The following is a 23,032-nucleotide window of genomic DNA, read 5'->3' on the forward strand; positions in this document are numbered from 1 at the left end:
CGTCATGCGTTTCACGATTCTGGTCATCATCGCCGTTGCCACGGCGCTCTATCTTGGAGGGTGGACGGCCGCCTGGGCGGTTCGCGAGTCGAGTGAGATCGGCACGGTGAGTGTCGGTGCCTGGGTCGCCAATCCCTTCGCCGGCGCGCCCGATGCCGACCCCTATTCCAAGGCCCGGCTGGCCAAGGTCGGCAACCTTACCCTCGGCATTGGAGAGGGCGTCCTGTTTCGGGCCGAAGAGGATGACAACGGCCAGCCACTCCGGCGCGAATGCAGCTATCTCATCGAAGGAACGACGCCGCCTGCCCGCGTCTTCACCCTGGTTCCCTTTACGCCGGACGGCCGGCTCGTGCGTCCGCCCAGCGGGCAGCCGGGCTGGCTGACCTCGAACAATCTGATGCGCGAGGAGGACAATTCCTTCGCCATTGCCGTCGGCCCGAGAGCGCGAGCCGGCAACTGGCTCGCCACCCAGGGCGAGGGCCCGCTGGTGCTGACGCTTTCGCTCTACGACACGCCTGTCAGTTCGGCCAGCGGTGCCGCGAGCCTGAGACTGCCGAGCCTCGTGCGGAAAGGCTGCCTCGATGGGTAAGCTGGTTCTGTCGCTTCTCATCGGTCTCGTCGGGGCGGGGCTCGTCCATATTGCCGTGATCTTCGCCATGCCCTCGGTTGCCGAGCGCAATGCCTGGAGCCGACTTGCCGATCTCGGCGAGCCCTACGCCCTCGTCCGTGTCCAGCCGCTCGAAAGCGAACCCGGCACGGTCTCTGCCTCGACGGATGCGCCGGTCGGCGACTTCGCCTTCGTCGATCCCGCCTTCATTACTGCCGGTTGCCGCTTTTCGCTCGAACGCGGTCCGGTTCGCATCTATGCCCGCGAGCGCAACATCACCTTCTGGTCGGCCTCGATCTACAATCGCCAGGGTGACAATCTCTACAGTATCAACGACCGGGCAGCGATCGACGGTATCGTGGACCTTCTCGTCGGCACCCGCGACCAGATCGTCGATGCCGAGGCAGAGAACGAAACGGGAGGCAGCCGCATCCCGGTCGAGGTCGAGACGGTCGAAGGCTACATGACCATTCGCGCCCTCGTCGACGAAGAGAGCAAACGGCCCTTCGTCGACTCCTTCATCCAGTCGGTGCAATGCGAAGCGGCCGAAGAACTCGCCGGCCGATAGACGCCTTCGGCTCATCGAGCCGCAAGGACCCGTGGAGCCGGCCGCGAACAAAACCCGGGCGATCGATCACCCTGCAGCGAGATCGATGTCGTCCGAGCGGTTGAATTCCGAAGCCGCCGATCGTCGGGCAGACAAGCGCGGCTGATCTCCCCGACGCGACCGCCCAGCGGCTTCGATCGTCTCGTAACGCACGCACGGCAGGATCACGATCTCCGCACCGTCGGCCTCTTCTGCCGATGGCGACGGTCTTCGCATCCGGTGCGATTGCAACTCGAACTGCAACACAACTCCCATGGTCCTGCCCCCTGACCATTTTCATCAATCCCCGGCGAGAGCCTGTTGCTTCGCGTCTGGCTGACGACAACCGAGGAGAGTTAACAGCTTGCTAAGAAATCTTTCGTAAACCTATCCATAGCCGTCGAATTCACGTGCTCGTGAAGCCAACCGGGCCGCTAGTGTGCCGAATGTATCACAACCGGAAGCCGAACGGCTCGGATGATATCGGTCTGGCGTCTCCGGTCTGGCTCCGAGCCTCGCAGCCGGATGGACCGACTGAATGCCGCGCATCTTCCGAACGCTTGAGAATCGTGGGGACCGCAGCGGCTTCGATACGATCATGCTGGCCGCCGTCACGAGCTTCGCCGAGCTTCGCCGGCCGACCCCGGCGCATATGGCCGATCTCTCCCGTCTGGTCTCCCCGCTCTGGGACAAGCTCGGCCATTCCGCCAAGCGCGCGATCGTCGTCACGCTCTCCCGCTCGCCGCAAGTGCCCCGTCCGATCGTCGAACGCATCCTCGCCGAACCGGCCGAGATCGCGGCGCCGTTTCTCCTGAGCAGCCCCTGCCTGACGGCGGACGATCTGGAACGTTCCGCCGCCAAGCTGGACGGGCACCTGCAGACCCACCCATCCGACATGGCATCGCCGCCAGAAAATCAGACGCCCGTGGCCACGACACCGCTGCCGGAGGCTTCCTCGAGAAAGGCCCAGTCGGGCTCCTCGCAGGCACCGCTGGAAAGTGCTGCGGCGGCAAGAGACGCGCTGCGGGCCTTGGCGGCCCGCTCCACCCGCCGGCCGGTCTCTCGACCGGAATTGCCAAAGGCGCCAGCCCCGGAGATGCACGACCCTAGGGCACACGAGCCACAAGCTCTGGCACCGAAAGCCCACGGACCGATCAACGCCGAGATGTTCCTGGGGCAAGCCAGAAGCGGGAACCGTGCCGCCGTCTGTCAGCTATTGGTCGACTCGCTGGGTCTCGCTCCCGCGACCGCGACATTGATCGAAGCCGATGGCGATGGCCGTAGACTGGCCGAAGCGCTGAAGGCGCTCGACCTCCCAGAGGCAGATGCCATGACCATCATCATGCTTCTCTGCCACCCGGTCGGCCACGACTATAAGGCGTTCGAACGCTTGCGGGAGGAGTTCGCAACGATGACGGTCGCCGAGTGCCGAACCCGCCTCGGCCTTCCCGCAACCGCTTCACCGGCCAGCACCGCCTCCGGCAGATCGACTGGCGCGCAACACCAGTCCCAATTCATGGAGGCAAGACGGCGGGAGCCCGCCGCTCCGCCGCGCGCTGTCTCCTTCGGGCGGCGCTCGGCTGCGCCCGGTTCTGGCAAGCGCCTCGGCAACGGCTGAATCGCTTCGGACCGGATCAGCTCTGGATGGCGAGAATCATGGCCAGGGCAATGAGTGCGGTCACGATCGCCATCGCCCGATCGAAGGCCGCGATCGCCCGGTCGAGATCGTCCGGTGTCAGGTCACGGCGACCAGCCGGGTTCAGGAGCGGCGCGTCGACGATCAACTCACCATAACGGCGTGGACCGCCGAGCGACACGTCGAGCCCGACGGCCATCGCCACCTCGGGCCATCCGGCATTGGGCGAGCGATGCTTCGGTGCATCCCGCCGCGACACGGCCATCGTTTCCCGAAAGCCCGGCGGGCGCCCCTGCCCCATGATCCGCACCAGCGTCGATGCGGCCGCGAACAGAACCGCGGTCGCGCGCGCCGGGATGAAATTCATGAGATCGTCGAGCTTCGCCGAAGCATAGCCGAAATCGCTGTAGCGCGAGTTCATATGGCCGATCATCGAATCGGCCGTGTTCACGACCTTGTAGGCGAGAAGCCCCGGCAAACCGAAGACGAGATACCAGAGAACTGGCGCAATCACGCCGTCCGAGGCGTTCTCGGCCAGACTTTCGAGCGCGGCTCGAACGACACCGGACGCATCGAGCCCTTCCGGATCCCGCCCGACGATCTGCGACACTGCCTGACGACCCGCCGGCAGCCCACCCGTGCGAAGCGCCGTCGCCACCGCCCGGACATGATCGACCAGACTCTTCTGCGCCAGAAACACCGCCACAATCAGCGCCTCGACCACCATGCCGACAAAGCCGAAGGCGTCGGCAAGCGCCGCGACAAAATTGCCGAGGATAAGCGCGCCCAGAAGCAAGAGGCCAAGCGCGAAGAAACCGGCGCGCCGGCGCGTCTCCGGCGTGAAGTCCGGTCGGTTGAGCCGCCGGTCGAGTCCGTCCATCGCCCAGCCGATCACGACGACGGGATGGGACACGCGCTTCCACAGCGCCGGCGGATCGCCCACCAGACGATCGAGGATCAATCCGGTCAACAGAATCCCCAGGCGTTCCATCAGATGGTCTCCAACCGTTCGGAGCATACGCGGCCAAGCCGGCCGGTCCCCGCCTGAAGTCGGAGGCCCGGCTTGTCGAAATCCTTGCTCATCGCCGATCGATCACATGGCAGAACGAGCCCATGACCGAGCCCCGCCTGAGCCCGGTCACACCCAGATCCGTCCCCAACGCGTCCCGTGCAGCGAAAAGCGACGAAACGCCTGTATCCTCGGCCGCCTCGCGCAGAGTGACTGAATAATGGAACTCGTGCCCCATCAACTCTCCCTCGAAGGGCGCTCCTGCCAACGGCCGAAGCCGGCGATAACCGAGATGGAGCCGCCTTTCGGCAAAGCTCGTGACGAGCGGCAGAAGCCCGGTCATCGCGTGGGCCTCGCCCGCGGCATCCACGAGCTCTTCGCCAAGCACCATGTAGCCGCCACACTCACCGTAGATCAGCACGCCCCGCTCCGCCGCCGTTCGCATCCCGGCCTTGAACTTTCCCGCCGCAGCGAGGCTTCCACCATGAAGCTCCGGATAGCCGCCCGGCAGGAAGATCGCGTCGGCTTCCCTCGTTGGCGCTTCGTCGGCAAGCGGCGAAAAGAAGGACAATTCGGCGCCCTGCTCCGCCCAGCCCTTGAGCATGTGCGGATAGGCAAATGCGAAGGCCGCGTCCCGGGCGATGGCGATCCGCTGCCCCAGTGGCCGGAGCATGCGAACGCCCGGGCTTTCCTGGCCCGATCCCGGTGCCCCGAGCGCGGCGAGCCCGTCGAGTTCGGCATTCTCCGTCATCCATCGGGCCGCCGTCTCCAGGAAAGCGGAAAGGTCGCGATGCTCTCCAGCCTGAACGAGACCGAGATGCCGCTCCGGCAAGGCGAGTTCGTCGCGGCGCGGCAGAATTGCCAGAATCGGGATGCCGAGCGGTTCAAGCGCATTGCGCAGCATCGCCCCATGGCGCGGCGAGCCCACGCGGTTCAGGATCAACCCGGCGACACGCGTATCGGCACGAAAGCTGTGAAACCCCGAGACGAGGGCCGCGACCGAATGGGACTGCCGCGCGCAATCGACCACCAATGCGATGTTCAAGCCGAGCCGGGCGGCGAGGTCGGCGGCCGAACCGGTCCCGTCGGCCGCGCCGTCGAACAGGCCCATCATCGCCTCGACGATGAAGGCGTCCGCGCCTCGCGCCTGCTCCGCCCCCAACGCTTCGAGGAGTTCCGGCCGCATGGCGAAGGCATCGAGATTGATGCAGGGTTCACCGCTGGCCGCTGCATGAAACGCCGGGTCGATATAATCCGGCCCGGCCTTGGCCGACCGAACGCGGCGCCCGCTGGCGCGCAGGGCCGCGATCAGGGCAAGCGTCACGGTCGTCTTGCCGGTGCCGGAGGCCGGTGCTGCAATCATCAGGCCGGCCAAACGCGCCCTCCGTGCTCAACACCCGCAATCATACTCAAACCCGTCGCCTCGCCCGTTTCTCGCCCGGTCATCGCGTCACGCGATGTCCTCTTATCAGAACTTGGCTATAAGCGCGCAATGGGCCACAACCTCGAACCCGAAGGCAGAAAACCGAAGGACCGGCCGCTCAGGCGCGGCTGGACGACCGGCGCCTGCGCAACAGCGGCGACGAAGGCGGCGCTGACGGCGCTTCTCACGGGGGAATTCCCCGATCCCGTCGCCATCCGCCTCCCTAAGGGCGAAGAGCCGACCTTCGCCCTCAACCGGGAAACGCTGACGCGCGAGACCGCGATAGCCGCCATCGTCAAGGATGCCGGCGACGATCCGGACGTGACCCATCGCGCGGAAATCGTCTCCACCGTCCGCTTCGGCCCGGTCGGCTCGGGGCTCCGCTTCACCGCCGGCGCCGGAGTCGGCACGGTGACCCGCGCCGGCCTGCCGATCCCGCCGGGCGAGCCGGCCATCAATCCGGTGCCCCGCCAGATGATGCGCGACGTGGTCGAAACCCTCTGCGCCGCTCATGGCCGACCGGCCGATGTGATCGTCGAAATCGGCGTCACCCATGGCGACGAGCTGGCCCGCCAGACCTGGAACCCCCGCCTCGGCATCGTCGGCGGCCTCTCGATCCTCGGCACGACGGGAATCGTCCACCCCTTTTCCTGCTCGGCCTGGATCCACTCGATCCATCGCGGCATCGACGTCGCCCGCGCCGCTGGCCTTCGTCACGTGGTCGGCTCGACAGGCTCGGCCAGCGAATCGCTCGCCCGTTCGCTGTTTCCGGACCTGCCGGAAATCGCCTATCTCGACATGGGCGATTTCGCCGGCGGGCTGATGAAATATCTGCGCCAGCATCCGATTGAGCAACTCACGATCGCCGGTGGCTTCGCCAAGCTGACGAAGCTGGCACAGGGAGCGATGGACCTTCATTCCGGCCGGAGCCAGGTGGATTTGGCGTTTCTGGCCGAACTCGCGTCTGCACAGGGCGGCGATGCAGCGCTGAGCCGCCGTATCGAGGCGGCCAACACAGCCAAGGAAGCGCTCGAAATCGCGCAAACAGAAGGCATCGAGCTGGCCCAGGCGGTCGCCCTGGCAGCCCGGACGGCCGCGACGCAAGTGCTCGCTGATTCAGGTGTCAGCGTCGGTATTGTGGTCGCCGACCGGGCCGGAGGTCTCCTGGCTCATGTCTGAGCTTCCCGCTTTAGATCCGTCCATCCTGCTTCTTGGCGGCACCGCCGACGCCAACCGGCTCGCCGAAGCCCTCGTCGAACGCTTCGGCCCCGGATCCATCATCTTCTCTCTCGCGGGACGAACCGAAACGCCGAGAATGCCGGCCGATGTCGAGATCCGTGTCGGCGGATTCGGCGGCGCGTCCGGCCTGGCCGCTTTCCTGATCGAACACCGCATCGACCTCCTCATCGACGCGACGCATCCGTTTGCCGCCGGCATCGCCCGCAACGCCGCCAAAGCCGCCGACGAGGCTGGCGTCCGCCGCGTCAAGCTCATGCGTCCGCCTTGGACCGCGAAGGCCGGCGACGACTGGCGCCAGGTCTCCTGCCTCGCAGAGGCACGTGATGCACTGCCTCCCGGTGCGCGACCGTTTCTGGCGCTCGGCCGGCAGCACCTCTCCCCCTTCATGAAGCGCCAGGACCTCCGGCCGCTCGCCCGGATGATCGAGCGGCCCGACCCGCCGCTGCCGGATCATTGGACGCTGGTGCTTACCCGCCCTTCGCCTGAGTGGCCGGACGAAGCCGAGCTGATGGAACGGCACGGCGTGACCTATCTCGTCTCGCGCAATTCCGGCGGCACGGCCTCCTACGCCAAGATCGAAGCTGCGCGCCGGCTGGGGCTTCCGGTCGTCATGATCGAACGCCCGTCCTCGGTCCCCGGCGAGACTGCGACGAACATCGAAGAGGTGATGGCGCGGCTCGAAACCCGGCCAGCAGCGAGGACCTGACTAAACCGCGGGCGCAGCTTTGCGCTTCGGCCGCAGAATATGGACGTGCCCCGCATCGTAAAGCTTCGAATCGATGAAGTCCCTGGCGCCCAGCCCGCGTCCGACGAAGATCAGCGCGGTGCGGGTGAGCTTGGCCTCACGGGCCGCGCGATGCACCTCGCCAAGCGTCGAACGAATGAAGGCCTCGTCCGGCCATCCGACCCGATAGGCGATGATCGCCGGGCAATCCGACCCATAGGCTTCGAGCGGGAGAAGCTCGCGCTGAATATGCGGGATGTTGCGGATGGAAAGATGGATCGCCAGCGTCGCGCCGCTCTGACCCAATGTCGACAGCGCCTCGCCCTCGGGCATGGAGGAGGATTTCATCGCCGTACGCGTGAGGATCACCGTCTGGCAGATCTCCGGAACCGTCAGCTCCGTCTTCAGCGCCGCCGCCGCGGCCGCAAAGGCCGGCACGCCGGGCGTGATCTCGTAGGGAATCGACAGCGCGTCCAGCCGCCGCATCTGCTCGGCGATCGCGCCATAGAGCGACGGGTCGCCGGAATGAACCCGCGCCACGTCCTCGCCGCGCTCCTCGGCCGCCACGATCTCGGCGATGATCTCGTCGAGCGTCATCGGCGCCGTGTCGAGCACCCGGGCACCCTCCGGCGCGGCCGCAACCACCTCCTGCGGCACAAGCGAGCCGGCATAAAGGCAGACCGGACAGCGCTCGATCAGCCGCAGTCCGCGCACGGTGATGAGATCGGGAGCGCCGGGCCCCGCGCCGATGAAATGAACCGTCATGAGCCGCTTCGTCCTGCTTGCATCGATGGAATTCTGTCGAAGTGATCGGCTTTCGAGCACAGAAGCGGAGAGCTCACAAGCAGCCATACCGCCGCGATGTCGGTCGAAGTGTCCGCCAGCGCGACGTCGGACAGGCCGGATCGCTCTCTTGGAGAGCGGTAACGGCTTCTCATCGCAGCCGAAACTGGGTAGCCTCCCGGATTATGAAAATCGCCTTCCCCTTCGCTGCCATTGTCGGCCAGGATTCCATGAAGCTGGCGCTTCAGATCGCCGCCGTCGATCCGGCCGTCGGCGGCGTGCTCGTCTTTGGCGATCGCGGCACCGGAAAATCCACGGCCGTTCGCGCGCTGGCTGCCGTGCTTCCCGAAATGACGGCCGCCACCTGCCCCTATCATTGCGATCCCGCCCGCCCCGAAGAGGCTTGCGAGAGCTGCCTGGCCAGGCATGCAGCGGGCGAAAGCCCGGATACCCATGTCCTGCCCGTGCCCGTGGTCGATCTGCCGCTGGGGGCGACGGAAGACCGGATCGCCGGCGCCCTTGATCTGGAACGCGCGCTCTCGGCCGGCGAGAAGCGATTCGAGCCCGGCCTTCTGGCCAAGGCCCATCGCGGATTTCTCTATATCGACGAAATCAATCTGCTCGAGGATCACCTCGTCGATCTTCTGCTCGACGTCGCGGCGTCAGGCGAAAACGTCGTGGAGCGCGAGGGCCTCAGCGTCCGACATCCGGCGCGGTTCGTCCTGATCGGCAGCGGCAATCCGGAGGAAGGCGAGCTTCGCCCTCAGCTTCTCGACCGGTTCGGCCTTTCGGTCGAGGTCACGACGCCGGAGGATCTGAAGACCCGGATCGAGGTGGTGAAACGTCGTGACGCCTTCGAGCGCGACCCCGTAAAATTCGCCGATCTCTATGAGGCGGGCAACGCGGCCATTCGCGACAGTATCATCGCCGCCAGGAGCCGCCTCGCCGATATCGTGGTCCCCGACTCTGCCCTCGAAAAGGCGGCCCAACTGTGCATACGGTTGGGTACGGACGGTCTGCGCGGCGAACTGACCCTGATGCGTGCGGCCCGCGCCTACGCCGCTCTCCAAGGCGACACGGAGGTCGTCTGGTCCCATCTCGCCCGGCTTGCGCCGCTTGCGCTTTCCCATCGCCTGCGCCGCGATCCGCTCGACGAGGCGGGCTCCGTGTCTCGCGTCGCACGGGCGGTGGACGAACTGGAAGCCGCATAGCGAAAGGTTCGATGGTGGCCGCGCCCTCCTCCTCGACTGCTGCGGCCAATGACGACACGGCCGACGACGCCCCGCCCGACGATTGGCGCGACGTCGAAACGGCCCTCGCCCTTTTCGCGACGTCACCCTCCATCGGCCTGCGCCTTGCCGCACGGCCGGGTCCCGCGCGAGACGCGGCCATTGCACTCCTCAAGGGCTGGCTGCCCGCGGGTGATCCGTTTCGGCGAATGCCTGCCACCATTTCCGAGGCTGCCCTCATCGGCGGGCTCGATCTTGCGGCCTCCCTCGACGCCGGCCAGCCGGTCCTGGAGCGGGGATTGCTGGCCTCGGCCGATGGCGGGGTCGTGCTTGCAACGATGGCCGAGCGCATGCCGGGCGAAACCGCCACTCTCGTCGCGCACGCTCTCGACACCGGCGCGATCCGCGTCGAGCGGGACGGCCTCTCCGCAGATCTTCCGTCGCGTGTCGGCGTCGTCGCGCTGGACGAGTCGATGGAAGCCGACGAGGCACCGCCCGAAGCGCTGAGCGAACGTCTTGGCCTTTGGCTCGCCCTTGATGGGGCTGATCCGCGCAAGACCTCCGACCGATCCCTCACGGCGGAAGCGATCGCCGCGGCGCGACGTCGGCTTGCCGCGGTCGAGACCGACGACGCTGCCATCGAGATTCTCTGCCAGGCCGCGGCAGCATTCGGAATCGTGTCCCTGCGCGCGCCGACACTGGCTCTTCGAACCGCGCGCGCTTCGGCCGCCCTTGCGGGGCGGGTGCAGGTAGCGGAACAGGATGTGGAGACGGCGATCCGCCACGTATTGGCGCCGCGCGCCACACGTCTGCCGACCCCGCCCGAGGAGCCCGATCACGATCCGTTGCCGGACGAAGAAACAGACGATCGCGACGCCGACACGCCGCCCGAGCAGGATCGTTCCGCCGAACTGCAGCCTGAGGCGGGTCTTGCGGACCCACCCGAGGACATGACCGTCGAAACGACGAACATGGCCCTGCCCGACGATCTCCTGCGCCGTCTCGCGGCCATGCTGCGGGCGCCGCAGAAGCTTGCGGGTTCGGGGCGCGCCGGCGGACACAGCAAATCGGTGAGACGCGGCCGTGTGGTCGGCACCCGCCCGGGCGATCCGCGCCGCGACCGCCTCGACCTCGTGGCGACGCTGCGCGCAGCCGCCCCCTGGCAGGGCTTGCGACAGAGCGAGACGGAAGCACCCAGCCGTGGCAGTCTGCAGGTCCGCTCATCGGACCTCCGCATCAGGCGCTATCGCGGCAAGTCGGAAACGGCGACGATCTTCGCCGTCGACGCCTCCGGTTCCGCCGCCCTCGCCCGGCTTTCCGAGGCCAAGGGTGCGGTGGAGCGCATCCTCGCGGAATGCTATGTCCGGCGCGATCGGGTTGCCCTCGTCGCCTTTCGCGGCAGCCGGGCCGACGTGCTGCTTCCCGAAACCAAGTCCCTGACCCGCGCCAAGCGCTGCCTGTCGGCGCTGCCAGCCGGCGGAGGAACCCCGCTCGCCAGCGGCATCCTGGCCGCGTTGGCCCTCGCCCGCGCTTCGGCCCGCGAAGGCCGGACGCCCCTCATCACCCTTCTGACCGATGGACGCGCCAATATCGGCAAGGATGGGGCCGCCGGCCGCCCCGCGGCCATGGCGGACGCCCGTGAGGCGGCCATCGCGGTCAGGAAAGCGGGCATCGCCGCCCTCGTCGTGGATCTCGCCCAACGGCCGAGCGAGGCGGCGCGGGAAATCGCCGAGACGATGGGCGCCACCTATCTGGCCCTGCCGCGAGCCGACTCCGCCGCGCTGTCCAATGCTGTCGCCAGCGTGTCGCGAACGCCCGCCGCGTCGACTGCGCACCGATGAGTCGCGCACTCGACTTCGACCGCGACGGCCGCGACTGGCCCCATCGGGAGACGAGCCGCTTCGTCGATGCGGGAGGGACGCGGTTTCACGTGCAGATTCTGGGCCCCGAAGACGCGCCGCCGCTTCTTCTGCTGCACGGCACCGGCGCCTCGACCCATTCCTTCCGTGATCTCGCCCCCCTTATGGCTGGACACTACCGGGTCGTCATGCTCGACCTGCCCGGCCACGGCTTCACCGGCCGGCCGCGCTGGCGCCGCCCGTCGATCACCGGTATGGCCGCGGCCATCGCCGATCTCATGGCCGCGCTCGAAATCTCGCCGCGCTACGCCGCCGGCCATTCGGCGGGCGCCGCGATCCTTCTGCGCATGGCACTCGACGGCCAGCTCGCGCCCGAGCGGATCGTCTCGCTCAACGGCGCGCTGTTGCCCTTCCCGGGTGTCGCGGCCCATCTCTTTCCCGGCCTTGCCAAGCTTCTCTTCCTCAATCCCCTCGCCCCGCGCTTCTTTTCCTGGCGCGCCCGCGGCGGCAACGCGGTGTCGCGGCTCATGGAAGGCACAGGCTCCAACATCTCGTGGGAAGGCATCGCTTTCTATGAGCGCCTGCTGGCCTCGCCCGAGCATGTGGATGCTGCCCTGTCGATGATGGCGAACTGGGATCTGGAAAGCCTGCGACGCGACCTTCCCCGGCTCGCCGTGCCGCTGACCCTCGTCGTCGGCACCAGGGATCGAGCCGTGCCGCCAGACGTGTCCGAGCGCGTCGCCCGCATGGTGCGCCGAAGCGAGGTCGTGCCCCTGCCCGGCCTCGGCCATCTCGCTCACGAGGAAGCGCCGGAGAGGGTGGCCGAACTGATGGAAAAGGCCCTGAATCCGCATCCGGCAGAATAATGATTGCCCCGGCCGCCCCCTGCTTGCGCGGTCCGGGACAATGGCTATGATCTGCCGACCATCGGAGGTTTGATGTTCCACCTATTGTCCGAGGCCCGGTAGGCACCCTGTCGGCGCGTCGCCCAGCCACGCGAAGACAGGGCCGATCGTGAGCAGCCGCGGCGGAAATCCGCCAGCGGCAGAACGGTCACGGCTGCCATTGCGGCAGCGCCCAACGGACATCACGAACAATGGACATTTCGCGCGACGAACAGCGCATCCTGCACCTTCTGGCGCAGGGCGGACGCATCGAACTGGTCCGCAATGACATCAACCGCAAGATCGAGGCGATCCACTGCTATACGCGGGAGGGGTGGCTCTATCCCGGCCTCGATCTCTTTCTGTTTCGCAAGCTCAAACGGCGAAAGGCAATCTCGTCGAGACGGAGCGAACCGTATCGAATCACCGAGAGGGGGCTTCGCCTCGTGAGGGCGCAACTCGACAACAGATAGACCGGACACCTTCGATCTCGGCCCCGGGGAAACAGCCTCCCCGGGGCATCGAACCGCAACCCGCCGCCTACAGGAACCGCCGCGGCATCCGATAGGGCAGCATCCATTGCACGACCGGATTGGCGAAGCGGTCGAGATCGAGGCTCTCGTGGATCGCCGTCACGTCCCGGCCGAGCAGCCGGCTCGCCACCACCGAACGCGTGTAGAACGGCGAATCTTCCAGAGTTTCCAGCACTTTTGCCTCAGCGCCGCGTTCGCATCGGGTGGAACGGCGCATGCGCCAGAAGCTGCGATCGAGACGCGCCGGCGGCGGTGGTTCGAAATCGGTGACGCCGGTCTTCGGATCGAACTTGATCGCCAGCGAGCAGGACTGGTCGTCGCGGTCGAGGAGGTCGTAGAGCACGACCGTTCCCTCCGGCACGTTCGCACGGCACCAGTTCCAGCGGTGGAAGGTCTCTTCCAGAGGAACCTCGCCGGTATTGAAGTCGAAATAGCCGCTCCCCGACCAGGACAAGGAGGGCTGTTCGAGTTCCACTTCTACTCGCGCGCAGGGGGCGATCGGCCACCAGCAATGCCGCGCATCGGCATCGAGCGCCACCGGATGATTGACCACCGCTTCGGGGTAGAGCCGCACGGTGCCCTTCACCCGTTTGGGAATCAGCGGCGTAATCTCGTCGATCGAAACGGTTAGGCTCGTGCCGTCCCAGCGCATGGCGCTGGGCCCCACGGACAGCGTACCGGCGTCGCGATGGAGCGCGTTCGCTCGCCGCTCGGTCATCGTCCAGCGCTTGCCGCGCGAACCGGTCAGCGCGACATTGATCGAGACGTGATTTTCCGGCGCGCTGCGCCCCGCGAAGCGGTAATAGGGCGAAAACACGCTGCCGACGAAGCCGATCAGCGTGAGCGAGTACGCGCCGTCTGCCGAAAGCGCGTCCACATACCACCAGGCATAGCCCCCGGGCGGGACGGTCTGGTCGAAGCGCGGTCCGCCAGGATGGCCTCTGCTGCGAGCTTGCCGGAAAGCGCCGCCATCGGAAGCCCGGCCCCGGGGTGGACGCTGCCGCCGCAGAGATAAAGGCCGGGGAGCTTCGTTCGGGCGCCCGGGCGCTGGAACGAAGCCGTCGACCCATGCGAGGCCCGCCCGTAGAGCGCTCCGCCCGTCCCCGGAAAACGCCTCTCGAAATCTGAGGGCGTCGAAACGTCCATCGCTTCCCAGTCCGGTCGTGCCACCTGCAAGCCCGAGGCTGCGAGTCGGGAAAATGCCGCCGTCACGCATCGTTCGACCTCCTCCTTGTCGAATGTTCTGGTGTCGCCGTCGGCCGGCGCGTTGATGATGAGAAACAGCCGCTCGCGGCGCCCGTAAGTGTCTTCGAGGTCGAGACGGCCGGTATCGTCACGGTCCTCGGCACAGACATAGACGGTCGGATCATCGGGCAGCCGTCGCTCGATGAGGATCTGATCGAACTCGCGGGCATAGTTGGCGGAAAAGAAGACGTTGTGCCGGAAGAGCGTGGCGCCCCTCACCTCCGCCTGCAGCGCGACCGTCAGGGCCGAGAGCGAGCGCTCGGCCGGCGCGAGCGGAGGGTCGACCGCCCTTCGCGCAGCCTCGCCGAAACACCCTCCCGCCAGTGCTGCGACGTCGCAATTGGCCAGCACCGTGTCGACCTCGATCCGCTCGCCGCTTGCGAGCGTGACGCCACTCGCCCGCCCGTTTGCATTCTCGATCGATGCCACCGCCGCGCCGTATCTGATGCGCGTGCCCTTTCGTTCCGCGAGATCGGAGAGCACCCGGGCGAGGCGATGCATGCCGCCCTCGACCAGCCAGACGCCTGCCTGCTCGACATGGGCGATCAGCATCAGAGTCGCCGGCGCGAGAAAGGGCGACGAGCCGTTATAGGTCGCATAGCGCCCGAAGAGCTGCCGCAGGCGCGGATCGGAGAACTGCGCCGTCAGCGCCTTCCAGAGCGTCGTCTGCGCACCGATACGCATGATGGCCGGCAGCCCCGCCGGCCCCGCCCGCGCGACGAGCCCCAAGGGGCCAGCCGGGCGCTCGGCCCGCATGAAGATCGACGACAGCGTTTCGCAGACATCCCGGCTGCGCGCGCAGAAGTCCCGAAACTCGCGCGCCGAACGCGCTCCGGAAAACGCCGCGATCGCTGCTTCCGAGCGCGCCTGGTCGGTGAAGAGGTCGAGCCAGCTTCCGTCGGAGAAGGCATGGCGCGCGATCGTCTGGGACGGACGAAGGTCGAGATGATCGTCCAGCCGCTCCCCGGCCTCGCGGAAAATTTCTTCAAAGACGTCGCGAAGGGTGAGGACGGTGGGGCCCACATCGACGGCGCGGCCTTCAACTTCCGTTTCGGAAAGCTTGCCGCCCGGGGCTTTGGCCGCCTCCAGCAGGGTCACGTCGGCGCCGCGGGACGCCAGCCGAACAGCCGCCGCAAGCCCTCCTATACCGCTGCCGATGATCGCCACATGCATTCGATCGTCCTCGGAACCTTTCGAAGAAGATTGACATGAGCGCCATCTGGTTGTCCAATAAAATTGACAGTAAGACCTGTCCAGAAGGATTGACGATCATGTCGGCCACTGATTCAGCACCGCCCTCCCACGCCTCCGAACGGCCTTCAGGATGGGCGGCCCCTTGGCGGGAAATCCGGCGCTTCTTCAAACCCACGCGGGAATGGTGGCAACAGACGCGAAACCGCCGCCTCGCCGATCGGGACTTCCAGCGAAGCGCTGCAAACTTCTGGCTGACCCGGCCGATCGCACGGCGCAATTCCCGCCGCCTGTTCGATCTCGTCGCCGGTTTCGTCTACTCTCAGGTCCTGACCGCCGGGGTGGAATTGAAGCTGTTCGATCGGCTGTCGGAGCGCCCGCGCACCCTGTCGGAAGTCGCCTTTGCCACGGGGCTGAGCGAAGATGCGGCGCGCCGCCTGTTGCGCGCCTCGGCCGCGCTCGATCTGGTCGAGATCGACGACACGGAAGACGAGACGCTCTATGCGCTCGGTCCCCTCGGTGCCGCACTGATCGCCAATCCCGGTGCCCAGGCGATGATCCGCCATCATGGGGCGGTCTACGAAGACCTGAAGGATCCGGTCGCGCTTCTTAAGGGCGAGCGGAAGGCGACCGCTTTGTCGAAGCTCTGGCCCTATGCCGGCAGTGAAGACGGAACCGGCTCGGCTGACTTCGACGTCGCCGCCTATACCGATCTCATGTCGACCAGCCAGGAGATCGTGGCCGACGAGATCCTCGAATCCTACGACATGTCCTGGTCGAAGCGGATGCTCGATCTGGGTGGCGGCGACGGCCGCTTCCTGGCCAAGGTCGCGAAGAAATATCCCGACATCGACCTCCACCTTTTCGACCTCCCTCCGGTTGCGGAAATCGCGCGCAAGCGGCTTGCCGACTCCCGCTTCGGTCGCCGGATCACCGTCCATGCCGGCAATTTCTTCACCGATCCGTTTCCTGAAGGCTACGACTTCGTCAGCCTCGTGCGCATTCTGCACGACCATGACGATGAGGCCGCGATCCGCCTGTTGACGAAAATCCGCGAGGGATTGCAGCCCGGCGGGGTCGTGATGATTGCCGAACCCATGGCGGGCAACCGCCACTCGGCGCCGATCGCCGACGCCTATTTCGGCTTCTACCTCCTCGCAATGGGCCGCGGCCGGGCCCGGACGCCCGAGGAAATCGGCGATCTCATGAATGCCGCCGGCATCTATCGCGTCCGGGAGGTAACCACCGCGCTACCGGTCGCCACCCGCATCGTCATGGGCGAAATTCCGCGCCGCAATGTCGAGTTTTCTTGACAGTTAATGCTGTAAAGTTAAGTTTACACCGCATCCAAGGAGTCGCCTCGTGGGAATGCCCTCAACCGCCATCGTCTTTTCCGAGCCGCACGCCATCGCCGTGCGTGACCTCGCCCTGGCGGATCGCCAGGCGGACGATGTGCTGGTGGAGATCGAGGCCTCCGGCATCTCCACGGGCACCGAACGCCTCTTGTGGAGCGGCGAGATGCCGCCCTTCCCCGGCATGGGTTATCCGCTGGTCCCGGGCTACGAAGCGGTGGGCCGCGTCGTCGACGCCGGCGATCGCTCGGTTCTTCAGGAAGGCGCACGGGTCTTCGTGCCCGGATCGAACGGTTTTCGCGAAGCCCGCGGCCTATTCGGCGCTTCTGCATCCATGCTGCAACTGCCGGAAACCCGGCTCGTCTCCGTGCCTCGGAAACTTGAGGACGAAGCCGTTCTCCTCGCCCTGTCGGCAACGGCCTACCATGCCGTCGCAGCGTCCGACGCGCTGCCCGAGCTGGTCGTCGGCCATGGCGTCCTTGGACGACTGGCCTCCCGGATCGTCGTCGCCCTGGGCGGCAAGCCGTGTGTCTGGGAGACCGCCGAAACGCGGCGGAGCGGCGCGCAGGGTTACGAAGTGATCGACCCGGCAATGGAAGATCGTCGCGACTATCGGAGCATTCTCGATGTGAGCGGCGATGCCGCGATCATCGATGCCCTCGTGCCGCATCTCGCCCGTTCGGGCGAGATCGTTCTCGCCGGCTTCTACAAGGAGCCGGTGGGCTTTGCCTTTCCCCCCGCCTTCATGCGCGAGGCGCGCTTCCGCATTGCCGCAGAGTGGCAGCCGCAAGACATGGCTGCCGTCCTCGAACTGATCGAACAGGACCGCCTCGATCTCGGTGGCCTCCTGACCCATACGGCGCGCCCGGTCGAAGCCGAAGCGGCCTATCGCACGGCGTTCGAAGACGCCGACTGCCTGAAAATGATCCTGGATTGGAGAGCGATGTGACCAACGCTCTGAAGAACATGACCCCCATCGCGAACGGCTCGACCGAAGACATGGTCCAGCGGCTGAGAGCCGAAGCCGCCGAGGGCCCGGATGGCGTCTCGACCGCCCCGGTCACCAAGGAAACCCAGATCATCGCGATCTACGGCAAGGGCGGCATCGGCAAGTCGTTCACGCTGGCCAACCTCTCCTACATGATGGCGAGCCAGGGCAAGCGGGTGCTGCTCATCGGCTGCGACCCGAAATCCGACACCACCTCGCTGCTCTTCGGCGGCAAGGCATGCCCGACCATCATCCAGACCTCGTCGGCCAAGAAGGCCGCCGGCGAGGAAGTCGACATCTCCGACGTCTGCTTCAAGCGCGACGGCGTCTTCGCCATGGAGCTCGGTGGGCCGGAAGTCGGCCGCGGCTGCGGCGGGCGCGGCATCATCCACGGTTTCGAACTCCTGGAAAAGCTGGGCTTTCACGAGTGGGGCTTCGACTACGTCCTGCTCGACTTCCTGGGCGACGTGGTCTGTGGCGGCTTCGGCCTGCCGATCGCCCGCGACATGTGCCAGAAGGTCATCGTCGTCGGCGCCAACGATCTCCAGTCTCTCTATGTCGCCAACAATGTCTGCTCGGCGGTCGAATACTTCCGTAAGCTCGGCGGCAATGTCGGCGTCGCCGGCATGGTGGTGAACAAGGATGACGGCACCGGCGAGGCGGAAGCCTTCGCCAAATCGGTCGGCATCCCGGTTCTCTCCGCGATCCCCGCCGACGAGGACATCCGCCGCAAGAGCGCGAATTACCAGATCGTCGGCAAGCCCGGCGGACGCTGGGCACCGCTCTTCGAGGAGCTGGCGACCAATGTCGCCGAAGCCCCGCCGCTGCATCCGACCCCGCTCGACCAGGACGGTCTGCTCGCGCTCTTCGACGATGAGGAGACCGGCCGCGAAGTCGTACTCTCCCCGGCGAGCCAGGAAGACATGCTTGGCCGACCCGTGCCGACGCGGCCTTCCCTCGAAGTCGTCTACGACAACGCTTGAGGCCGGCCCGATGGATTTCTCCGACACCGATCTGAGGCGTGACGATGGCGGCGGCGCACATGCCGAAGCCCCCGCGCCGGCCAATCCCGCGCCCCGCGAAGGCGATGCCTCCTGCCACGCCGGCAAGGCGGAGATGCGGGCCGCGGCCCAGAAGGCCGGCCAGAGCGAGATCCTGGACCGCTACGCCAAGGACTATCCGACCGGTCCCCACGACCAGCCGCAATCCATGTGTCCGGCGTTCGGCTCGCTGCGCGTCGGCCTGCGGATGCGGCGCACCGCGACGGTTCTCTCCGGCTCGGCCTGCTGCGTCTACGGCCTGACCTTCACATCGCATTTCTACGGCGCACGGCGCACCGTCGGCTATGTCCCGTTCAATTCCGAGACACTCGTGACCGGAAAACTGTTCGAGGACATCCGCGACGCCGTCCACGAGCTCGCCGATCCCGAGCACTACGACGCCATCGTCGTGACCAATCTCTGTGTGCCGACCGCTTCGGGTGTGCCGCTTCGGCTGCTGCCGAAGGAAATCAATGGCGTGCGCATCATCGGGATAGACGTGCCGGGCTTCGGGGTGCCAACCCATGCCGAGGCCAAGGATATCCTCGCCGGCGCGATGCTCACCCGCGCCCGCTCGGAAGCCGAATCCGGTCCCGTCGCCGCGCCGAGCGGCCCGCGTGCCGACCGGCCGACCATTGCGCTCCTGGGCGAGATGTTCCCCGCCGATCCGATGGTAATTGGCGCGTTGCTCGAACCGATGGGCCTCGCCGCCGGACCTGTGGTCCCGACGCGGGAGTGGCGCGAACTCTACGCAGCGCTCGACTGCACGGTCGCCGCCGCAATCCATCCCTTCTACACGGCATCCATTCGAGAATTCGAGGCGGCCGGTCGGTCGGTGGTGGGCTCCGCTCCCGTGGGAGTGGAAGGCACGGCCAACTGGCTAACTCGGATCGGCGAGGCCGCCGCCGTACCGGCGAGTCGCGTGGCGGCCGCCCAGAACGCCGTCCTCCCGGCGATCCGGGGAGCGCTCGCCGGGGCCCCGGTGAAGGGTCGCATCACCCTGTCGGGCTATGAAGGCTCGGAGCTCCTGGTGGCGCGGCTGCTGGTCGAGAGCGGGGCCGACGTTCGCTATGTCGGAACCGCCTGCCCGAAAACCCGCTGGTCGGATCACGACCGCGAATGGCTGGAGGCCAAGGGCGTTCATGTGAAATTCCGCGCCTCGCTGGAAGACGATCTGGCGGCCTTCGAGGAATTCTCGCCGGACCTCGCCATCGGCACCACTCCGGTGGTCCAGAAGGCCAAGCAATCGGCGACGCCGGCGCTCTACTTCACCAATCTGATCTCCTCGCGCCCGCTGATGGGGCCGGCCGGCGCCGGGTCCCTGGCCGAGGTCGTCAACGGCGCGATCGGCTCGAAACCTCGCTTCGACACGATGAAGGCGTTCTTCGAAGGCGTCGGCGAGGGCTATGCCGCGGGTGTCTGGGAAGACGTTCCGCAAGAACCCAAACCGGCCAAACGCCGGACCGACGTGCCCGTCCGCGCAACCGGCAAGACCGCGTCCTACGACGCCGGCATGGGGGACGTCTGACATGCTCGTCCTCGACCACGACAGAGCCGGCGGCTATTGGGGTGCAGTCTATGTCTTCACCGCGGTGAAGGGGCTGCAGGTCGTCATCGACGGCCCGGTCGGCTGCGAAAACCTGCCTGTCACGTCGGTGCTGCACTACACCGACGCCCTGCCGCCGCATGAGTTGCCGATCGTCGTCACCGGCCTGGCGGAAGAGAATCTCGGCCAGACCGGCACCGAAGGCGCGATGAAGCGTGCCCATTTGACGCTCGATCCAACCCAGCCTTCGGTCGTCGTTACCGGCTCGATCGCCGAGATGATCGGCGGCGGCGTCACGCCGGAGGGCACGAACCTCAAGCGCTTCCTGCCCCGCACGATCGACGAGGACCAGTGGCAGTGCGCCGACCGGGCGCTGAAGTGGCTGTTCACCGAATATGGCCCGAAGAAGGGCAAGGTCCCCGCTCCCAAGGAGCGCAAGGAGGGCGAGAAGCCGAAGGTCAACATCATCGGCCCCGCCTACGGCATGTTCAACATGCCCTCCGACCTTACCGAAATCCGCCGGCTGATCGAGGGCATCGGCGCCGAGGTGAATCTGGTGTTTCCGCTCGGCGCCCATCTGAAGGACGTGCCGAAGCTGACCCTGGCCGAGGCCAACGTCTGCCTTTACCGCGAATACGGTCGGCAGCTCTGCGAGGCGCTGGAGCGCCCCTATCTGCAGGCGCCCATCGGCCTTCATTCGACCACCGCCTTCCTGCGGAAGCTTGGCGAAATGCTCGGCCTTGATCCCGAGCCCTTCATCGAGCGCGAGAAGCACACCACGATCAAGCCCCTATGGGATCTGTGGCGCTCGGTGACGCAGGATTTCTTCGGCACCGCGAGCTTCGCGATCGTCGCCAACGAGACCTATGCCCGAGGCGTCCGCCATTTTCTCGAAGACGAGATGGGCCTGCCCTGTCGCTTCGCGGTCTCCCGGCTGGCCGGCAAGAAGACCTTGAACGATGAGGTCCGCCAGAACGTGAAGGACACCCCGCCCCTCGTCCTCTTCGGCTCCTACAACGAGCGCATGTATCTAGCGGAGACGGGCGGACGCGGCACATTCATCCCAGCGTCTTTCCCCGGCGCCGCCATCCGCCGCCACACGGGGACGCCCTTCATGGGCTACTCCGGCGCGACCTATCTCGTCCAGGAAGTCTGCAATTCGCTGTTTGACGCGCTGTTCCACATCCTGCCGCTCGGCTCGGACATGGACAGGATCGCGCCGACACCCGCCAGACGACACGACGAACTCACCTGGTCGAAGACCGCAAACGAGGCGTTGCAGGCCGCGCTCGAGCGCGAACCGGTCCTCATTCGCATTTCCGCCGCGCGCCGGCTTCGCGACGCGGCCGAAGCGGCCGCCCGCCGCGAACGCTCCGAGAGGGTCGAGATCCGCCACATCAAGGCGCTGACGCCTGCCGAGGAGGCCCTGACATGATGTCCGGCCTTCCATCCCTTCCGCATGACGACCCGCACAGGACAACCAGGGAGACTGCCCCATGAGCCTCGTCCAACGTCACGGCCTGTCCCTCTTCCGCGCCGAGAAGCAGGAATACCGGATGGTCTACGCGCTGACCTTCCCGCTGTTCTTCGCAGTCGCGCTTGTCTCGCGGGTTCTGCCCGCTCGCCTGCGGCCCATCCCGTTCGGCAATGGCGGTTTCTTCGCCGTCTTCCGGGATGCGAGAGCCGCCGCCCATTCCGTCCTTCCCTACGCCTTCATGCGATAGCGCGCGGGGGAAAGAAGCTTCGGAGGCGCCCCGCACTTTCCCGCGCGGCCGGCCCGGAGAACCTGGAAACAAGGAGAAAGGAACATGGCAGAAAACCTAACCGGCCGGGAAGCGGGAACGCTGTCCGGTCTGACCGAGAGAGAGGCGCAGGAGTTCAACGGGCTCTTCATTACCTCCTTTCTCGTCTTCACGGGTGTGGCGATCGTCGCACACATCCTCGTCTGGGCCTGGCGACCCTGGCTGCAGACGCCCGAGGTGAGCTCGGCGGCTCTCGATGTCGCCCAGCCCTTTCTCACGTTGATCGGCTAAGGAGGCTGACCCCATGTGGAGAGTTTGGCTTCTCTTCGATCCGCGCCGGGCCCTGATCGGGCTTTTCACCTTTCTCTTGGTGCTGGCGCTCCTGATCCACTTCATCCTGTTGTCGACCGCGCGCTTCAACTGGCTGGCCAATCCCAATCCGCCGGACGGGACCCAGGTCAGCCAGATCGAACTGCCGATCCACTTCGCCTGAAGCGATCCAATCAAGAATCGGGACGGCGACCGTCGCCGTCCCGGAATCGGCCTTCACCCAGAGGGGAGTGACTTGACATGGCGATGCTCTCATTCGAGCGGAAATATCGTGTGCGAGGAGGCACGCTCATCGGCGGCGATCTCTTCGATTTCTGGGTGGGCCCGTTTTATGTCGGCTTTTTCGGCGTCACGGCGGTGTTCTGCGCCCTGCTCGGCTCGCTCCTGATCTTCTACGACGTCAGCCAGAGCAATGCCGGCATGAACGTCTTTGCCTGGTCGGTGAATCCGCCATCGATCGAATACGGTCTCGGGCTCGCCCCGCTCGATCAGGGCGGCACCTGGCAGCTCGTCACCATCCTCGCCTGCGGCGCCTTCTTCTCTTGGGTCCTGCGCGAGATCGAGATCTGCCGAAAGCTCGGCATCGGCTGGCACGTGCCGATCGCCTATTCCTTCGCTGTCCTCGCCTATGTCTCGTTGGTGGTCATTCGCCCGCTGCTCCTGGGCGCCTGGGGCCACGGATTCCCTTACGGGATCATGTCGCATCTCGATTGGGTGTCGAACGTCGGCTACCAGTTCCTGCACTTCCACTACAATCCCGCGCACATGCTGGCGGTGACCTTCTTCTTCACCACCACGATGTTCCTCGGCCTCCATGCCGGCGTCATTCTGGGCGCGGTCAATCCGGGCAAGGGCGAGACGGTCAAGTATGGCGAGCACGAGAACGCCTATTTCCGCGACTTCATCTGCTACTCGATCGGCCCTTACGGCATTCACCGTCTCGGTCTGTTCTTCGCGCTGAACGCCGGCTTCTGGAGCGCGGTCTGCATCATCATTTCCGGTCCCTTCTGGGACAAGGGCTGGCCGTATTTCTTCGACTTCTACCTGAAGACGCCTGCCGCCATCGGCAACGTTGCTTACTAAGGA

General features: G+C 66.4%; 23 protein-coding genes. 18 read left to right on the forward strand and 5 right to left on the reverse strand.

From position 1 onward, the window contains the following. Positions 1 to 4: 4 nt before the first annotated feature. The 3 genes from MF134_RS18425 (at position 5) to MF134_RS18435 (ending at position 2,811) form a co-directional block, all read left to right on the forward strand. Positions 5 to 589 (forward strand): DUF1214 domain-containing protein, encoded by a 585-nt coding sequence (locus tag MF134_RS18425; RefSeq protein ID WP_255340951.1) that lies wholly within the window; start codon positions 5 to 7, stop codon positions 587 to 589. Next, positions 582 to 1,175, forward strand: a complete 594-nt coding sequence (locus tag MF134_RS18430; protein WP_255340952.1) for a DUF1254 domain-containing protein — start codon at positions 582 to 584, stop codon at positions 1,173 to 1,175. Before MF134_RS18425 ends, MF134_RS18430 begins: the two co-directional genes overlap by 8 nt. Before the next feature lie 556 nt (positions 1,176 to 1,731). After that, positions 1,732 to 2,811 carry a DUF2336 domain-containing protein gene (locus MF134_RS18435; RefSeq protein WP_255340953.1) on the forward strand — a complete coding sequence of 360 codons (1,080 nt, stop codon included), beginning with the start codon at positions 1,732 to 1,734 and terminating at the stop codon, positions 2,809 to 2,811. A 16-nt stretch (positions 2,812 to 2,827) separates the two neighbouring features. Here the strand turns inward: MF134_RS18435 and cbiB are convergent, their stop codons facing one another. Both cbiB and MF134_RS18445 read right to left on the reverse strand, forming a co-directional pair. Next, positions 2,828 to 3,820, reverse strand: coding sequence for an adenosylcobinamide-phosphate synthase CbiB (gene cbiB / locus MF134_RS18440; RefSeq protein WP_255340954.1), 993 nt, complete (start codon positions 3,818 to 3,820; stop codon positions 2,828 to 2,830). A gap of 88 nt (positions 3,821 to 3,908) precedes the next feature. Next, a complete protein-coding gene (locus MF134_RS18445; protein WP_255340955.1) occupies positions 3,909 to 5,213 on the reverse strand; it encodes a cobyrinate a,c-diamide synthase in 1,305 nt (434 codons plus the stop codon). Positions 5,214 to 5,330: 117 nt separating this feature from the next. Between MF134_RS18445 and MF134_RS18450 the strand changes: the two genes are divergently transcribed. Together MF134_RS18450 and MF134_RS18455 are read left to right on the forward strand one after the other, a co-directional pair. Further along, a complete protein-coding gene (locus MF134_RS18450) occupies positions 5,331 to 6,440 on the forward strand; it encodes a cobalt-precorrin-5B (C(1))-methyltransferase (RefSeq protein ID WP_255340956.1) in 1,110 nt (369 codons plus the stop codon). Next, positions 6,433 to 7,206 (forward strand): cobalt-precorrin-6A reductase, encoded by a 774-nt coding sequence (locus tag MF134_RS18455; RefSeq protein ID WP_255340957.1) that lies wholly within the window; start codon positions 6,433 to 6,435, stop codon positions 7,204 to 7,206. Before MF134_RS18450 ends, MF134_RS18455 begins: the two co-directional genes overlap by 8 nt. Here the strand turns inward: MF134_RS18455 and cobM are convergent, their stop codons facing one another. After that, positions 7,207 to 7,989, reverse strand: coding sequence for a precorrin-4 C(11)-methyltransferase (cobM, locus tag MF134_RS18460; protein WP_255340958.1), 783 nt, complete (start codon positions 7,987 to 7,989; stop codon positions 7,207 to 7,209). Positions 7,990 to 8,192: 203 nt separating this feature from the next. On the opposite strand from cobM, the gene bchI reads away from it, so the two are divergent. The 4 genes from bchI to MF134_RS18480 all read left to right on the forward strand — a co-directional run bounded on the left by bchI (position 8,193) and on the right by MF134_RS18480 (position 12,452). After that, positions 8,193 to 9,218 (forward strand): magnesium chelatase ATPase subunit I, encoded by a 1,026-nt coding sequence (gene bchI / locus MF134_RS18465; RefSeq protein ID WP_255340959.1) that lies wholly within the window; start codon positions 8,193 to 8,195, stop codon positions 9,216 to 9,218. 11 nt (positions 9,219 to 9,229) lie between these two features. Continuing rightward, entirely contained in the window at positions 9,230 to 11,077 is a 1,848-nt protein-coding gene (locus MF134_RS18470; RefSeq protein WP_255340960.1) for a magnesium chelatase subunit D, read from the forward strand. Continuing rightward, positions 11,074 to 11,961, forward strand: coding sequence for an alpha/beta fold hydrolase BchO (gene bchO / locus MF134_RS18475; RefSeq protein WP_255340961.1), 888 nt, complete (start codon positions 11,074 to 11,076; stop codon positions 11,959 to 11,961). Before MF134_RS18470 ends, bchO begins: the two co-directional genes overlap by 4 nt. Before the next feature lie 230 nt (positions 11,962 to 12,191). Then, complete coding sequence (locus MF134_RS18480; protein ID WP_255340962.1) at positions 12,192 to 12,452, forward strand: YjhX family toxin; 261 nt, start codon at positions 12,192 to 12,194, stop codon at positions 12,450 to 12,452. Between the two features lie 67 nt (positions 12,453 to 12,519). On the opposite strand, the gene MF134_RS18485 is transcribed toward MF134_RS18480, so the two are convergent. Further along, a complete protein-coding gene (locus tag MF134_RS18485) occupies positions 12,520 to 13,389 on the reverse strand; it encodes a carotenoid 1,2-hydratase (protein ID WP_255340963.1) in 870 nt (289 codons plus the stop codon). Then, positions 13,347 to 14,930: a 1-hydroxycarotenoid 3,4-desaturase CrtD gene (gene crtD, locus MF134_RS18490; protein WP_255340964.1), complete on the reverse strand. Its 1,584-nt coding sequence runs from the start codon at positions 14,928 to 14,930 to the stop codon at positions 13,347 to 13,349. Before crtD ends, MF134_RS18485 begins: the two co-directional genes overlap by 43 nt. A 98-nt stretch (positions 14,931 to 15,028) precedes the next feature. Between crtD and MF134_RS18495 the strand changes: the two genes are divergently transcribed. The 9 genes from MF134_RS18495 (at position 15,029) to pufL (ending at position 23,029) form a co-directional block, all read left to right on the forward strand. After that, positions 15,029 to 16,261, forward strand: a complete 1,233-nt coding sequence (locus MF134_RS18495; RefSeq protein ID WP_255340965.1) for an acetylserotonin O-methyltransferase — start codon at positions 15,029 to 15,031, stop codon at positions 16,259 to 16,261. Between the two features lie 55 nt (positions 16,262 to 16,316). Next, complete coding sequence (gene bchC, locus MF134_RS18500) at positions 16,317 to 17,249, forward strand: chlorophyll synthesis pathway protein BchC (RefSeq protein WP_255341082.1); 933 nt, start codon at positions 16,317 to 16,319, stop codon at positions 17,247 to 17,249. Positions 17,250 to 17,266: 17 nt separating this feature from the next. Beyond that, on the forward strand, positions 17,267 to 18,271 hold the full coding sequence (locus MF134_RS18505; protein WP_255341083.1) for a chlorophyllide a reductase iron protein subunit X: 1,005 nt from the start codon (positions 17,267 to 17,269) through the stop codon (positions 18,269 to 18,271). Positions 18,272 to 18,281: 10 nt separating this feature from the next. After that, positions 18,282 to 19,856 carry a chlorophyllide a reductase subunit Y gene (bchY, locus tag MF134_RS18510; protein ID WP_255340966.1) on the forward strand — a complete coding sequence of 525 codons (1,575 nt, stop codon included), beginning with the start codon at positions 18,282 to 18,284 and terminating at the stop codon, positions 19,854 to 19,856. Position 19,857: 1 nt separating this feature from the next. Next, positions 19,858 to 21,309 carry a chlorophyllide a reductase subunit Z gene (gene bchZ / locus MF134_RS18515; protein ID WP_255340967.1) on the forward strand — a complete coding sequence of 484 codons (1,452 nt, stop codon included), beginning with the start codon at positions 19,858 to 19,860 and terminating at the stop codon, positions 21,307 to 21,309. Between the two features lie 61 nt (positions 21,310 to 21,370). Beyond that, entirely contained in the window at positions 21,371 to 21,598 is a 228-nt protein-coding gene (locus tag MF134_RS18520) for a hypothetical protein (protein WP_255340968.1), read from the forward strand. 84 nt (positions 21,599 to 21,682) lie between these two features. Next, positions 21,683 to 21,907, forward strand: a complete 225-nt coding sequence (gene pufB / locus MF134_RS18525) for a light-harvesting antenna LH1, beta subunit (RefSeq protein ID WP_255340969.1) — start codon at positions 21,683 to 21,685, stop codon at positions 21,905 to 21,907. A gap of 13 nt (positions 21,908 to 21,920) precedes the next feature. Further along, complete coding sequence (gene pufA / locus MF134_RS18530; protein ID WP_255340970.1) at positions 21,921 to 22,109, forward strand: light-harvesting antenna LH1, alpha subunit; 189 nt, start codon at positions 21,921 to 21,923, stop codon at positions 22,107 to 22,109. A gap of 77 nt (positions 22,110 to 22,186) precedes the next feature. Then, positions 22,187 to 23,029 (forward strand): photosynthetic reaction center subunit L, encoded by an 843-nt coding sequence (gene pufL / locus MF134_RS18535; RefSeq protein WP_255340971.1) that lies wholly within the window; start codon positions 22,187 to 22,189, stop codon positions 23,027 to 23,029. The last annotated feature ends 3 nt before the right edge of the window (positions 23,030 to 23,032 follow it).

The sequence above is a fragment of the Jiella marina genome (assembly GCF_024359545.1).
Classification (GTDB): domain Bacteria; phylum Pseudomonadota; class Alphaproteobacteria; order Rhizobiales; family Rhizobiaceae; genus Jiella.